The organism is Bacteroides sp. RCH18 (assembly GCF_058231005.1).
On record NZ_JBIPTC010000001.1, the window covers coordinates 3,216,527 to 3,232,951 of the forward strand.

8 protein-coding genes are annotated in these 16,425 nt (G+C 46.7%); 7 read left to right on the top strand and 1 reads right to left on the bottom strand.

Features of this window, described 5'->3' with window-relative positions:
* The 6 genes from ACHLI0_RS12745 to ACHLI0_RS12770 all read left to right on the top strand — a co-directional run bounded on the left by ACHLI0_RS12745 (position 1) and on the right by ACHLI0_RS12770 (position 13,277).
* A complete protein-coding gene (locus ACHLI0_RS12745; RefSeq protein ID WP_221647126.1) occupies positions 1–3,378 on the top strand; it encodes a SusC/RagA family TonB-linked outer membrane protein in 3,378 nt (1,125 codons plus the stop codon).
* Between the two features lie 12 nt (positions 3,379–3,390).
* Entirely contained in the window at positions 3,391–5,325 is a 1,935-nt protein-coding gene (locus ACHLI0_RS12750) for a RagB/SusD family nutrient uptake outer membrane protein (RefSeq protein ID WP_270298685.1), read from the top strand.
* Between the two features lie 37 nt (positions 5,326–5,362).
* Positions 5,363–6,259: a DUF4959 domain-containing protein gene (locus ACHLI0_RS12755; protein ID WP_195380664.1), complete on the top strand. Its 897-nt coding sequence runs from the start codon at positions 5,363–5,365 to the stop codon at positions 6,257–6,259.
* 8 nt (positions 6,260–6,267) lie between these two features.
* Entirely contained in the window at positions 6,268–9,174 is a 2,907-nt protein-coding gene (locus ACHLI0_RS12760) for a M60 family metallopeptidase (RefSeq protein ID WP_490749309.1), read from the top strand.
* A gap of 186 nt (positions 9,175–9,360) precedes the next feature.
* Entirely contained in the window at positions 9,361–12,177 is a 2,817-nt protein-coding gene (locus ACHLI0_RS12765) for a TonB-dependent receptor (protein ID WP_490749310.1), read from the top strand.
* A gap of 167 nt (positions 12,178–12,344) precedes the next feature.
* Positions 12,345–13,277 carry a metallophosphoesterase gene (locus ACHLI0_RS12770; protein ID WP_221647100.1) on the top strand — a complete coding sequence of 311 codons (933 nt, stop codon included), beginning with the start codon at positions 12,345–12,347 and terminating at the stop codon, positions 13,275–13,277.
* Between the two features lie 156 nt (positions 13,278–13,433).
* Here the strand turns inward: ACHLI0_RS12770 and ACHLI0_RS12775 are convergent, their stop codons facing one another.
* Entirely contained in the window at positions 13,434–15,284 is a 1,851-nt protein-coding gene (locus tag ACHLI0_RS12775) for a mechanosensitive ion channel family protein (RefSeq protein WP_221647099.1), read from the bottom strand.
* A 126-nt stretch (positions 15,285–15,410) separates the two neighbouring features.
* Here ACHLI0_RS12775 and ACHLI0_RS12780 point away from each other — a divergent pair, with 126 nt between their 5' ends.
* A complete protein-coding gene (locus ACHLI0_RS12780; protein WP_490749311.1) occupies positions 15,411–16,397 on the top strand; it encodes a calcium/sodium antiporter in 987 nt (328 codons plus the stop codon).
* Positions 16,398–16,425 lie beyond the last annotated feature (28 nt).

The following is a 16,425-nucleotide window of genomic DNA, read 5'->3' on the forward strand; positions in this document are numbered from 1 at the left end:
ATGCATTTTAGTAACAGCATACTCAGATATGCCGTTCTATTGATTTGCTTCCTTCCAATGGCTCTCTACGCTCATGGCGCACAAGGAAAGAGAATCATTCTCAAGGGTCAGTCTATCACCATGCAACAGGCTATTCAGCTGATTGAAGAAAATAGCCAGTACACTTTCTTCTTCAAGTCCGGTGTTATCGCCAATGACGAGAAAAAGGACTACGATTGCGAAGGAGACATTAATGAAGTTTTAAGAAAAGTATTCAGTAACAGCGGAATCGACTATGTCATCAAGAACAATGAGATTATCTTGAAAAGCGCGAAAGCAGAGGCTGTTCAGCAAAAGAGTCAGGGACCGAAAAAGTCGGAAATCGTAGGTGTGGTAGTCGACGCCAACACAGGTGAATCCATCATCGGTGCTTCCGTACAAATCAAAGGGGCTGCTACAGGAGTAATCACCAACATTGACGGAAAGTTCACGATTATGGCTGCCCCTTCGGATGTTATTCTCATTTCTTATGTAGGATACACTCCCAAAGAAATCAAGATCGGTTCACGCAAAGTGTTATCCATCGATTTGAATGAAGATGCCAAGCAGTTGGAAGAAGTAGTCATCACAGCTTATGGTACAGGACAAAAGAAAGCCAGCATGGTAGGCTCTGTTGAATCTATCAAACCGGCTGAACTAAAGGTACCTTCTACCAATCTGTCTACTGCATTTGCCGGACGTCTGGCAGGTGTTATTGCCGTCCAGAAAAGTGGTCAGCCGGGAGCTGATGGCGCCAACTTTTGGATTCGCGGTGTTTCGACCATGAACGGAGTCACCGATCCACTAATTATTCTGGATGGTGTACAGGTAAGTTCAAGTGACTTGAATAATCTTGATCCTGAGATTATCGATAGTTTCTCTATCCTGAAAGATGCTACCGCAACAGCGATGTACGGTACCCGTGGTGCCAACGGTGTGATGATTGTAACCACCAAATCGGGTATGAATCTGGATAAGCCGATCATCAACTTCCGCATGGAAGCACAGATGTCTCAACCGACCAGCACTCCTAAATTCGTAGACGGTGCTACTTATATGGAACTTTTCAACGAGGCCGTAAACAATGACAATAGCGGTGACGTCCTTTACAGTCAGGATAGAATTGACGGCACACGTGCCGGATTGAACCCTTATATCTATCCGAACGTAAACTGGTATGACGAACTATTCAAAGACGCTTCTTACAGCGAAAAGTTCAACTTTAACATCCGTGGCGGTGGTAAACGTGTAGACTACTTCTCCAGTATCTCTGTCAACCACGAATCCGGCATGTTGAAAAATCGTTCAAAGGATTTCTTTTCCTATAATAATAACATTGAAATCATGCGCTATAACTTCCAGAATAACATCAATGCCAAATTGAGCAATTCTTCTAAGTTATCCTTGCGCCTGAACGTACAATTGCGTGACATGACTACTCCTAACCAGGGAGTAGGAGCCATCTTTAACAATGCCATGAATACATCACCTGTTGAATTTCCAGTATATTTCCCGGATGACGGTGAAACACCTTATATAAAATGGGGAGCTACAGAACGTGTCAACGCTGACTATCAAACCAACCCAGTAGCTCAGGCTGCTACAGGCTACAACAAAGGCTTCCAAAGCACAGTCATTGCAGCACTGGAATTTAACCAGAAGTTGGATTTCATCACCGAAGGTCTGAGTTTCAAAGCACTGGCTTCATTCAAAAACTGGTCGAGTTCCGAAAACAAGCGTGAAGGAAAGTGGAACAAATTCGCACTGACCGGATACGAAGACGATGGCAATGGTGGCTACACCTACACAACAAGTCGTATTGGAGACGAATATACGACAAACCTGACCGCAAAGAATACAAATTCCGGCGACCGCCGTTTCTATTTGGAAGGAATGGTCAATTACAGTCGTACATTCGGTGAACATGACGTCAATGCGATGCTAATCTATAGTCAGGACGAACTTGTTAACAACACACCGGGCGATGGAAACTTTATCGGTTCATTGCCTCAACGCAAACAAGGTCTTGCAGCACGTGCCTCCTACGCTTATGCCGGAAAGTATATGGCTGAAGTGAACGTAGGATACAATGGGTCGGAAAACTTTGCCAAAGGACACCGTTTCGGTCTGTTCCCTTCCATTGCCGCAGGTTATAACATCAGCGAAGAATCTTTCTTCAAACCTTTGAAAAATGTTGTTTCTAAATTGAAGCTACGTGGTTCGTGGGGTCTGGTAGGTAATGACCAGATTAACGGCAGCCGTTTTATCTACATGTCACAAATTGACCTGGGCGGCAAAGGATTTACAACAGGTGTCAATCAGAATGTGACCTACAATGGTCCCGTTTATCAACGTTATGCCAATGAAGATATTACATGGGAGGTAGGAGAGAAAATTAACTTTGGAGTCGATTTACAATTGTTCCACTCTCTGGACCTTACTTTTGATATCTTCCGCGAAAATCGTCGCGACATCTTCCAGGAAAAAGGGACCACTCCGACATATATGGGTACGGCTACCACTAAAGTATACGGCAACCTGGCAGCTATGCGCAATCAGGGATTTGAATTAGCAGCCAGCTATAACAAGCAGTTCAACAAAAACTGGTTCGTCAGCTTCAAAGGAACTTTCACATATGCGCATAATGAAATCACCCAATATGACGAATCGCCAAAATATCCATGGCAGTCAAAAATCGGAGTCAGTGCCAATAAGAATGCCATTTATATTGCCGACGGACTCTTCATTGATGCAGCGGATATTGCCAACCACCAACAACAATTAGGAGCGGCAGTGATTCCGGGAGATATCAAATATATCAATATTTCAAGAGACTGGTACGGATATGATGATAACCTGACAGATACAGACGACTGGGTATGGGCAAAACATCCCGGCGTACCGGAGATTGTATATGGATTCGGTCCGTCTATTAAATGGAAGAATCTGGATTTCTCCTTCTTCTTCCAGGGAGTAGCCAGAACCTCCTTCATGGTAAAGGATTTCCATCCTTTCGGTGACAATATGCTGCGCAACGTACTATCATGGGTGGCAGACGAACGTTGGAGTCCCGACAATCAGAATACCAATGCGACTTACCCGCGCTTGTCACGCAAAACCAATAATAATAACAACAAGTTGTCCAGCTATTGGGAGCGTAACGGTGCCTTCCTGAAGTTAAAGAATGCAGAAATCGGCTATACCTATAAAAATATGCGCTTGTACATCAGCGGCTCCAACCTGCTGACCTTTGCTCCGTTCGACCTGTGGGATCCTGAACAGGGTGGTGGCAGTGGTCTTTCATATCCGACCCAGCGCGTATTCAACATTGGATTCCAAATGACTATTAACAACAAATAATACCTTAAAGATATGAAAAAGAATACACTATATCTATTCATCCTCTTATTGATTACAGGGCTGAATACTTCCTGTAACTATCTGGATATCGTTCCCGACGAAACAGCCACGGAAAAGGATGCCTTTGCCAATCCCCGTGCCGCACTACGATATTTATATTCCTGCTACGGATATCTTCCTCAGTCAAACAAAGTCGAGACATGTATGGACTTTACCGGTGACGAAACGATCAGCCCGTTTTCTGAAAGTTACGTAAAATTCGCCGAAGGTTCCTATGACTCAAGCAACACGATTATCAGCTATTGGAATACACTTTTCCAGGGAATACGTCAATGCTATTTGCTGAAAGAGAACATCAACTCCGTACCTAAAATCAGCCAGGAAGAAGTCGATCTTTACACAGCAGAAGCCGACTTCCTGATCGCCTATTTCCACCTCCTTCTGATCAAATGCTACGGACCGAGTATTTTGGTGAAAGAACTTCCGGCACTTGACACTCCCGCGAATAATATGCTCGGACGTCGTCCGTACGATGAATGTATCGACTGGGTTGCCGACTTACTTGACGATGCAGCTACCAGACTTCCTGCCACACGCAATAGCTCGGATTATGGACGTGCCACAAGCGTCATTGCCAAAAGCTTAAAAGCACGTATGTTGCTTTATGCCGCCTCACCATTATTCAACGGGAATCCTGATTACGCAGACTTTAAGAACCCGGACGGTGAACAGCTCATGCCGACCACTTATTCGGAAGAAAAATACAAACGTGCAGCAGACGCAACATGGGAAGCTATTCAGGCTGCATTAGGAGCCGGTCACGAGCTCTATAAAGCCAGTACTACAAGTAATGCTTATCCGGAACCGACGAACCTGACAGAACGCACACTTCGTATGACCTTTATGGATAGCGAGAATTTCAAAGAAGTCATCTTCCCCGAAACCCGTAAAGCAGGTGCTTATGGTATCCAACGTAAATCCATACCTTTCTTCCCCCGTGGTTCGTGGAATGGTATAGCCCCCACTATTACCATGCTCGACCGCTTCTACACAGCCAATGGATTGCCGATTGACGAGGACCCGGCATTCAGTACAAGCAATAAGCTGGATGTCGTAACCATCCCCGAAGGCATTACCTATGCCGAACCGGGAAAAAGAACATTATACATGAACATGAACCGCGAACCCCGATTCTATGCGTGGATTGCTTTTGAGAACGGTTATTATGAATGTCGTACAGACGATAAAAGATATGCTTATCACAAATTCTGGGGCGCTGAGCGTTCTGAAGGAGACAAGTGGTTGACCGGATTTCTGGCAACAGAAAACTGCGGTGTCAGAGCCGATGACGGAAAGATTGTCACTGCAGCACGCTCTCAGAACTACTCCAAAACAGGATACCTGAACAAAAAAGGTGTACACCCAGGGATACAAGCTACCGTTGGTACCCCCGGACCAACGGTAGAATATCCGTGGCCTGTGATACGTCTCGCCGAACTTTACCTGAACTATGCCGAAGCCTGTGTAGGATACGGTAAAGAAGGCTATCCCGAAAAAGGAATGGCTTATCTGGACAAAGTACGCGAACGCGCCGGACTCAAATCAGTACTGGAAAGCTGGGCAAATGCCAAAGTTCCTTTGACAAGCTATGACGGTCAATGCGGTCCCGACGGCAGAGTGATGAAAATCGTCAGACAGGAACGCATGATCGAGCTTTATCAGGAAAATCACAACTTTTGGGATATCCGCCGCTGGAAGATGGCAGATACTTACTTCAATGTCAAAGTACGTGGTCTGAACATTCTTGCCGAGACACTGGAAGACTTCGCCAAGATTGTGGAGATACAGGACAAGCGCACATTCGACGCCCCCCGCCAGTATCTGATGCCTATTCCGGCAGGTGAAGTAAGCAAGAACCCGAACATGGTGCAGAATCCGGGTTACTAATCAATGATGAATAACAATTATTAAAAACAATCTGATTATGAAAAAGATACTTATGACGATATGTCTTATCGGAGGATTAGCCATGCTCTGGTCTTGCAGCGATGACAAAGATTCCTATCCGGTACCCAGCGACATCGAAAATCTGAAAGCGACTCCCGCTCCGGGACAGATTACCCTGAGCTGGACCAACCCTGCCGATGAAAACTTATATTATGTACAGATAGAATATACCATCGGAGCCACAGGAAAGTCATATAGAAAACAAGTCAGTCAATATGCCGATGAACTGGTAATAGACAATCTGCTCCAAAAGTACGGTGAAATCAACTTCACCGTACAAGCCTTCAATCGTGGCAACACCGCAGGCACCATCCATCAGATAACTGCACAAGCAGAAAAGGCAAGTCCTACGTTTGGCACTCCCGTAAAGATAGATCTGGACTATAAGAAAATATGGACGAATGCTCCATTTCCTACCCGTCCGATCAAAGACCTGGTAGACGGAAATATAGCAACCTTCTTCCACTCGTGGTGGAGCTCACTAGTGGAAATGCCACATTATCTGGTAGTAGATTTAGGCGAAGAAGTCAGTGCTATTAAATTCCGTTCGACCAATACCAACCGTGCGAACGATAGTTCATGGAAAACGATCAACCTATATACAAGTGATAGTTATAATCCAGCAGAATGGTTTGATGGCGTCGAGAAAATTGATGGCAACACAGTGGATATCTCACAGGCAGGTACCCACAAGGAAACTACCTTAACAGGACTTCCCGACGGAGTGAGCGAAGTGTACAACTCAGAGGTAATTCCGCTGTCAAAACCTTCCCGCTATCTTTGGTTCGAAGTGACAGAGACCACGAAGGGCACTCCTTATTTTGCTTTAGGAGAACTGGAAATCTATCAATGTTCAATGGTCGTACTTGAATAAAAAAAAGAATGAAGAAATATATACTGCTTTTCTTTCTATTATCGTTGCTGCCATGCCTGTCTACGGCATGCTCTGACGATGACGGCTCTTCAACCCCCAATTTAACCGTTGGAAAAGAGACAGTTGATTTTAATAGTGAGTCCGGTAGCCAGAATGTAGCTGTCACTACCAATGTGGATACCTGGACTGTCAAATCAGATAAAAATTGGTGCCACCCGTCAGCAGACGGGAAGACACTGATAATATCTGTAGACGAAAGTGAAGAACGGTACGTGCGTAAAGCAACCGTTACCGTGATAGCTGCCGACCAGATAAAGACAATTACAGTACGCCAGTTGGGATACGAAGCAGCCATTCTGGTTGACCAGCCCAGCTTCGAGGTAGGTGTTATCGGTGGAGAAATCCAGTTTGACGTGACGACAAATGTAGAAGTAGCCATCACTTTGCCGGAATGGATTACCGCAAAACCTGCCAGCCGTGCACCGGCCACAGTCACCACCCCCCATAGATATATGGTGAAAGCGACCGGACTTGACAGTCAGCGTCATGGCAACATTGAAATAACAGAAGTATTACCGACTATCGATCCCGATACGGAACAGGCAGAACCTGTAAGCGCATCCGTATTTGTTACCCAAAAAGGACTCAACGAATTTGCCGAAGGCAACGGAGAAGACGTAAAAGGTGACATCAAGATCAAAATAGTAAGCGGAACGGCTTCTTCTTTTCAATCCGGAAGCAACATCGAAAAATCTTTTGACGGAGATTATTCGACACTTTATCATTCCAGTTGGAGTAATGGTGCAAGCAACTATTTCCCCATCACATTAACCTATAATTTTGAAACAGTCACAGATGTCGATTATTTGATATATCATCCGCGCAACAACGGAAATAATGGTAGATTCAAAGAAACAGAAATACAATATTCAGCAGACGGTCACACATTCACAAAACTATTGGATAAAGATTTTCAAGGCTCAGCTACGGCAGGCAAAGTAACATTTGACCAAACGATACAGGCAAAGTCTTTCCGTTTCATCGTAAAAAGTGGTTCCGGTGACGGACAAGGATTTGCTTCATGCGCCGAGATGGAGTTCTTTGCAAAGAATCCCGTGAACTTTGATTATTCGACTCTCTTCACAGATGCAAGTTGCAGTGAACTGAAAACCGGTATTACGGAAGATGACATAGCGCAGTGCGAATACCCGTTCTTTAAAAATATAGCCTACTATATGATTAAAGGCAAGTATCCCGCAGAATTCCGTATCAGCGAGTTCAAGGCATACCCCAATCCGGATATCCAGTCGGAAACCCACAAGACCAACCCTTACAGCCAGTTGGACAATCCGACCGGAATATCGGTCAAGGCAGGTGAAAACCTGATTGTACTGGTGGGGGACACACACGGATATGACATCGGACTGCGGGTACAGAATCTGGATGCACCTGAGAATGACGGTTTTGGCGGAGTGACCTACTTACTGAATCAGGGAATCAACAAGCTTACTATCAGCGAACAAGGACTGGTGTACGTGATGTATGTCACAAAAACACTGGACGATCCGGCAGCGGCCCCTGTCAAAATCCATTTTGCATCGGGAAAGGTGAACGGCTACTTCGACTCACAAAACCCGGAGCATACCGGACGCTGGTCGGAACTGCTCAACAAAGCAACCAACCGGTATTTTGACGTACTGGGGAAATATGCCCACCTCACTTTCGAGACGAGTGACCTCCGGACATACACAGGTTCCAAGGGAGATGAACTGATAGACCTTTATGACAAGATCGTGTACAGCGAGCAGCAGTTGCTGGGCTTGGAGAAATACGACAAGATGTTCAGAAACCGGATGTATCTGAATGTCATGTATAAGTCCTATATGTACGCCACAGCCTATCACACAGCCTACAACCGAACAACAATGAATGAAATCTGTAGTCCGGAAAAGCTGAAGACAAGCGCTTGCTGGGGACCGGCACACGAGATAGGACATTGCAATCAGACCCGTCCGGGAGTATTGTGGGGCGGCAACACGGAAGTGACGAACAACATCATGTCCGAGTACATACAGACCACCATTTTCGGCCAGCCCTCCCGCATACAGGTCGAAGACATGGGAATCACCTACCGAAACAGATACTCCAAAGCATGGAGCGGGATTATCGCCACCGGAAGCCCGCACGCCGACTTCCAAAATCTGGGAAAGAATAATGCCAACGATGTATTCTGCAAGCTCGTTCCCTTCTGGCAACTGGAACTCTATTTCGGGAAGGTGCTGGGCAGGACTCCGTTGCAACAGGCGGACAAAGGAGGTTTTTATCCGGAAGTATATGAATACGCCCGCAATAAAGACTACACCGGAATGACTCACGGAGAGATTCAGCTCGACTTTGTATATGCCTGCTCCAAGATTTCCGGTATGAACTTACTCGACTTCTTCACCAAATGGGGATTCCTGACTCCGGTAGACAAAGAACTGGACGACTACGGGAAAAAGCAGCTGACCGTGACACAAGACATGATAGACGCTCTCAAACAAAAAGTGAACGCACTGGGAGGCACCCGTCCGGATGTCGCTCTAGAATACATCTCGGATAATACGTACGAACTGTATAAAACGAAGCCCGCCATCATCAAAGGAGAGAATGCCACTCATGCTCCCAAGACATTTACGGTAGGTTCCGGCGACAATGCGGTGACTTACAACGGTGAGACCATCACGATCAAGAACTGGACCAATGTAGTGACGTACGAAGTGAAAGATGAAACCGGCAAATTCATCCTCATCTGCAGCGGCGAAAATACCCCTTCGTCTGTCGATACATTCACCATTCCGGTTCGCTGGAAAGATGGTTTCCGGTTAAGCGCCGTTTCCGTTACGGGCGAACGTATCGACATTCCAATGAATTGATCGTATCTCAGATACATTCAAGATAACTTTTTATCGGGTTAGGTATCGAAGGGTGTCCGCAGGCGGGCGCCCTTCTTGCGTAACACAATCGTAGCATATTTGTTACGCGTTCTTCAATCAACTGTAAAAAGCAAGAAACGTCAAGCCCCTACTTTTGCAGCAAATAATTAACGCACGCTAACATTTATGAAACGATTTCTCAGATTAGTCTCTTTGACTCTTTTAATCATGAGTACAAGCGGAAATACTTTTGCAAAGGAAAAAGTAAACGTAGCCAGACAGGGTACGATCCGCGGACGCATAGTAGACACTTCCAAGCAAATTCTTCCGGGAGCCTCCATCTACATCGAAAAACTACATACCGGAGTGACAAGCGACGTCAACGGTTATTATACATTCGCCAATCTCACACCGGGCACATACACCGTGAAAGTCAGCTACGTAGGCTACTCTCCCGTCGAAATGAAAATCACCATTCCGGCAGGAAAGACACTCGAAAAGGACGTCGTACTCAATGAAGGGCTCGAACTGCAGGAAGTAGTGGTAGGCGGCGCCTTCCAGGGACAACGCCGCGCCATCAACTCACAAAAGAACAACCTCGGAATCACCAATGTCGTTTCAGCCGATCAGGTCGGAAAGTTCCCCGATTCCAATATCGGCGACGCCCTCAAACGTATCAACGGTATTAATGTACAATACGACCAGGGGGAAGCCCGCTTCGGACAAGTCCGCGGTACTTCCGCCGACCTCAGTTCCGTGACCATCAACGGCAACCGCCTCCCTTCTGCCGAAGGCGATACCCGTAATGTCCAGCTCGACCTTATCCCCGCCGACATGGTGCAGACAATCGAAGTGAACAAAGTCGTTACCTCGGATATGGACGGAGATGCCATCGGCGGCTCCATCAATCTGGTGACGAAAAGCACTCCTTACAAACGGATGTTCAGCGCCACAGCAGGAACCGGCTACAACTGGATCAGCCAGAAAGCACAGCTGAACTTAGGATTTACCTACGGCGACCGTTTCTTCAATGACAAACTGGGAATGATGGCCGCCATCTCTTATCAGAACGCTCCGTCAGGATCGGACGATGTGGAGTTTGAATATGACGTCAACAAAAAAGGCGAGGTAGTCATGGTGGAAGCACAGAAACGCCAGTACTACGTGACCCGCGAACGCCAAAGCTACTCCCTGGCTTTCGACTACGACATCAACCCGAACCACCGGCTGACGCTGCAAGGTATCTACAACCGTCGCCACGACTGGGAAAACCGCTACCGCGTCACCTATAAGGATTTGGATAAGACAGGACTAGACGACGAAGGAGATATGCAGCAATCCGCCCAGATCGAGACAAAAGGAGGAACACCCGACAACAGAAATGCCCGTCTGGAATTACAACAGACAATGGACCTCAGTCTGAGCGGTGAACATCAGTTCGGCAAACTATCCGTCAACTGGGGAGCTTCCTACGCCCGTGCCAGCGAAGACCGTCCGAACGAAAGATACTTCAGCCTGAAACAGGACTTCCTCGGCTTTACCGTTGTAGATGCCGGCGACCGTTTCCCTTACGTGACTACGGACGTCAACCTGCACAACGGAGAAGCAGACGGCGAAAGGGGCAAATGGAAAGTGAAGGAACTGACCGAAAGCAACCAGGAAATCTACGAAAAAGACTTGAAATTCAAAGTAGACTTCGAACTTCCGCTGACAAACGGTATCTATGGCAACAGCCTGCGGTTCGGAGCAAAGTACGCCTCCAAGACCAAAGACCGCAACACCCTCTGCTATGATTACGCAGATGCGTACAAGGACGCTTTTGACAAGGATTACATGAACAACCTCACCAGCCAGATTCGTGACGGATATATGCTGGGAGACCAATATAAGGCGACCGATTTCGTATCCAAAGAATACCTGGGTTCACTCGACCTCAGCAGTATGGAAGGCGAACAGGTACTCGAAGAATCCTCCGGCAACTACCACGCCCGTGAGAACGTAACTTCCGCCTTCTTCCGCTTCGACCAGAACTTGGGAAAGAAGATAAAAATGATGGCAGGCTTACGCATGGAAGCCACCCACATCAAATACAACGGCTGGAACTGGAACGTAGCCGACGACAAAGACGAGACAGAAACTCTCGAACCTACCGGAAACCATAAGAACAGCTATGTCAACTGGCTCCCCAGCCTCTTGTTCAAATACGATGTGAACGACGATTTAAAGCTCCGCGCTTCGTTCACCGAGACACTGAGCCGCCCGAAATACTCCGCATTGATCCCCTGTGTCAACATCAACCGCAGCGACAACGAACTGGTGATGGGTAACTCCGACCTAACCCCGACCATCTCCTACAATCTCGACCTCAGCGCAGACTACTACTTCAAAAGTGTCGGTCTGATCAGCGCAGGTATCTTCTACAAAAAGATCAATGACTTTATCGTCGATCAGGTCATCGGTGACTACACCTATCAGAACAACGAATACAAGAAGTTCACCCAACCCAAGAACGCCGGCGACGCCGACCTACTGGGCGTAGAACTGGCCTATCAACGCGACTTCGGCTTCATTGCTCCCGCACTGAAATGTATCGGTTTCTATGGTACGTACACCTACACCCACACCCAAGTGAACAACTTCAACTTCGAAGGTCGTGAGAACGAGAAAGACCTGTCCCTGCCGGGATCACCCGAACATACAACCAATGCTTCCCTTTACTTCGAAAAGAAAGGCTTCAACGTACGCTTCTCCTACAACTACGCTTCGAGCTTCATCGACGAAATGGGAGAAGTGGCAGCTCTCGACCGTTACTATGACGCAGTGAGCTACATGGACCTGAACGCCAGCTACACCTTCGGCAAGAAGATAAAGACCACGTTCTATGCAGACGCCACCAACCTGCTGAACCAGCCTCTTCGTTACTATCAGGGAACCAAAGACCGCACCATGCAGGCGGAGTACTACGGTGTAAAGATTAATGCCGGCGTAAAAGTTAACTTCTGACAATGCGAAAAGCGAAAACCTCCGTTCCTAAGAATGGAACGCCCCGTTGGTTTTAAAGGAACGGGGTCTTGGTTTTAAACCAACGCCTCCTTCCTTTAAAACCAAAAGAACAGAGAATTTCAGCCTTTCAATAATAACAATTATAAACAACTAATAATCAATATAATATGAAGATAAAAAGCTTATTCATTCTTCTTTTTCTTTCCGTCTTTACATTCGCCCACGCACAGCTCACGGATTATTCTATCTTTGACAAGAAGTTTAACTTCTATGTAGCCAATGATTTAGGTCGCAACGGCTACTATGACCAAAAGCCAATCGCCGAACTGATGGGCACAATGGGCGAAGAGATAGGCCCCGAATTTGTATTAGCCACCGGAGACGTTCACCACTTCGACGGAGTGCGCAGCGTGAACGACCCTTTGTGGATGACCAACTACGAGCTTATCTACTCCCACCCCGAACTGATGATCAACTGGTTCTCCATCTTAGGCAACCACGAATACCGTGGAAGCACTCAGGCAGTACTGGACTATACGAACATCAGCCGCCGCTGGTCGATGCCCGACCGTTACTACACCAAGGTATTCGAAGAAAAAGGAGCTACTATCCGCATCGTCTGGATAGACACCACTCCGCTGATTGATAAATACCGCAATGAAAGCGATAAATATCCGGATGCCTGCAAGCAGGACATCAGCAAACAGCTGTCATGGCTGGAATCTGTACTGGCAAGTGCCAAGGAGGACTGGATCATCGTAGTCGGCCATCACCCCATCTATGCCTACACCCCAAAAGAGGAAAGCGAGCGGCTTGATATGCAGAAACGCGTAGACAGCATCCTGCGCAAGCACAACGTAGATATGTACATCTGCGGTCATATCCACAACTTCCAGCATATCCGTGTACCGGGAAGCGACATTGACTATGTGGTCAACTCCGCCGCCTCCCTCGCACGAAAGGTAGAACCCATCGAAGGTACAAAGTTCTGTAGCCCCGAACCGGGTTTCTCCGTTTGCTCTATCGACAAGAAGGAGCTTAACCTGCGTATGATAGATAAAAAAGGAAATGTACTTTATACAGTAACCCGAAAAAAATAAGTTCTCTATTAAAGAAAGAAATTCTACTCTCAGAAAAAACACACACGACAAAGGGCGTCTCCTTCGCGATGAAGGGGGCGCCCTGATTTATTATAGTACTCCTTTGCCCCGACAGATGCAAAGAATAATATAAGTTCATTAAGTAATGAACTTATATTATTCTGATTGGTTACTCTGATTAGCAGTATCCGCAGGGTTACTCTTGCTTAGATCATCCTTGGGAGTCGTCGTTGCATTCCCGTCACGGACAGCCATGTAATGCGGAGACATAATCTCGATTCCCGCTTCATTAAACTTATCCTGAATAGTCTGATGTAAATCAGAATAAATCTGAGACATCTTATGCGCCTCCTTGATATAAGCATTGATCTGATACACCGGATACCAGTCGCTCAACGAGGTCTCCAGCACGAACGGGCGCGGGTCATCCACTACTCCGGGCGTATTCAACGCAGCATCAATCAGTATCTGATTGACCTGCCGCCAGGGGACATCATAACCGATGGATACCTCCGAATGGATAATCAAGCCATACTCCCGTGCCGATGTACTATAATTCACGGTATGTGAAGACATAATAAAAGAGTTAGGCACCGTCACCACCTCATTTTTCGGAGTGCGGATACGGGTGACAAGGGGTGTTTTCTCTATGATATCGCCGGTAGTATCGTTCAGTTTAATCCGGTCGCCCATTTTGAACGGGCGCATATAAGTAATCACCAGTCCGGCAATAATATTTCCGATAACGGTACTTGATCCGAGAGAGACAATCAATCCGACAAAGACCGAAATCCCTTGGAATACCCCTGAATCAGAACCCGGCAGATAAGGGTAAATCATCGCAATCATAAATGCGTAGAGCAGGAACCGGACGATGTGGAAGGTCGGCATTGCCCAATCCGGGTAAAAGCCGTTGAATTTAAGACGCCCCGCTTCTATCTCACGAGCTAGATAAAGTACCAGACGCACCAGATACCTCACCGCGTACCAGATAACAATAATTGTAAACAGATTGGGAATATAGTCTATAATATCCACAAAGATTTTCCGAATCGGATTCCAGATATAACCCAGCAAGCGGTATGCCAGTCCTTCGGTCTGCGGGAAGATGATAAAAATCAAAGGGACAGTAATCAACAGTTGTATCCCCATAAGGATATAACGTCCGATGCCTGCCAAGAAGACTAACAGATTGGCTTGTTTTTGAGCATCCAGCAACTCATATCCCTGGATAGACACAGGCTTTATCTTCGTATCTTTCAGACGCAGGATGCGTACTTTCAGTTTGCGAAATGCCCAGTTAGTCAGACGGAAAAGGAGATACTGACCGACAATCACCAACAGAAAATAAAGGATACGCTTCGCCATTCGCCAGATACTGTGCTCCGCTTTCATCTCATGCAGTTTGGTGATTACATTCTGCCGCCTCTCTTTGGCAAGGGAGTCACGGGAGACTCCTTCCCACAAAGCATCCTGATCTGTAAGAGATAACAATACTTTATTGCCATACATCAGGTCGGAAACAATATCCGAATGGTCGATGGAAACGGAATCGGGACGGAGATTAAAACGCTTTCCTATCTCTTCAATAGCGGCACCGGTCATCTGTGCCCGCTGCTGGGGAGTGTATCCGCCCCGTTTTGTAAAAAGATAAAACAGGGTATCCCCTTCGGCAACTACCGGTATTCCTTTCGTGAATTGACGCAGTGAGTCGATACGCTGCCGTTGCTGGGAGAATTTCACCGAATCGGCGGACAGCATCTGAAGCCTCATCTGCTCCATCTCCATACGCATATTGGCTTCATTGAGCCGCGCTTCTTCCAATGATTTCTGCAGATTTGCCACACGGGCAGAATCAGAATCCCGATGCAAAGAGACTGGATGCGTTGCTACTGTATCTCCGGCGAAAATCTTCTTGACTGCCTGCTCCAGTTGCGCCTGTACATTCACTGCAAGGGAAGCCATTATGAGCAGCAATGCAAACCGTTTTATTTTTTTCATATCCATATAGAATGATTCCAAGTTAGGTGAATTAACTTTAATTTCACTTTTTAATAAACATGGCAAACATACGGATTGTTTTTGACATAACAATTCCCTAAATGATTATCTTTGCCCCAAAAGAGAAAAATTATGAATATACTATTACTTATCGGAGGATTAATTCTCATTTTACTAGGAGCTAACGGACTGACAGACGGTGCCGCTTCCGTAGCCAAACGTTTCCGCATACCTTCCATCGTTATCGGACTGACCATTGTCGCTTTCGGCACGTCCGCTCCGGAACTGACGGTGAGTGTCGCTTCAGCCCTGAAAGGAAGCGCGGACATTGCCATAGGTAATGTAGTAGGAAGTAACATATTCAATACGCTGATGATCGTGGGATGTACGGCACTGTTAGCTCCGATTGTCATCACCCGGAATACCTTACGAAAAGAGATACCGCTCTGTATCCTTTCGTCTGTGGTGTTGCTGATATGCGCTAATGACATATTCCTCGATAATGCCACAGAAAATATACTGAACAGAGTAGACGGTCTGCTTTTACTCTGCTTCTTCGCCATCTTCATGGGGTATACGTTTGCCATCGCTTTTCCCAAATCTTCCGCTGTACCGGAACCGGCAGCACCGGAGGACACGGCACCGGAAGAAGAGATCAAACTACTTTCGTGGTGGAAATCCATTCTCTATATCATTGGTGGACTGGCGGCACTCATCTATGGAGGTCAGCTGTTCGTCAACGGAGCTACAGGGATTGCCCGCAGCATGGGAGTCAGCGAATCCATTATCGGATTAACGCTGGTAGCCGGAGGAACTTCCCTGCCTGAGCTTGCCACTTCCATCGTAGCTGCGCTAAAAAAGAATCCGGAAATGGCTATCGGAAATGTAATCGGCAGTAATCTCTTCAATATCTTCTTTGTATTGGGATGCAGCGCCAGTATCACGCCCCTCCATCTTAGCGGAATTACAAACTTCGACCTGTTTACACTGGTAGGTTCCAGTATTCTGCTCTGGCTGTTCGGGCTGTTCTTTGCCAAGCGGACCATTACGCGGATAGAAGGAAGTATTATGATACTTTGCTATGTGGCATATACGGTGGTGCTGATTTATAATTCTTGATAAGGTAATCCATACCCAACAATAAAAG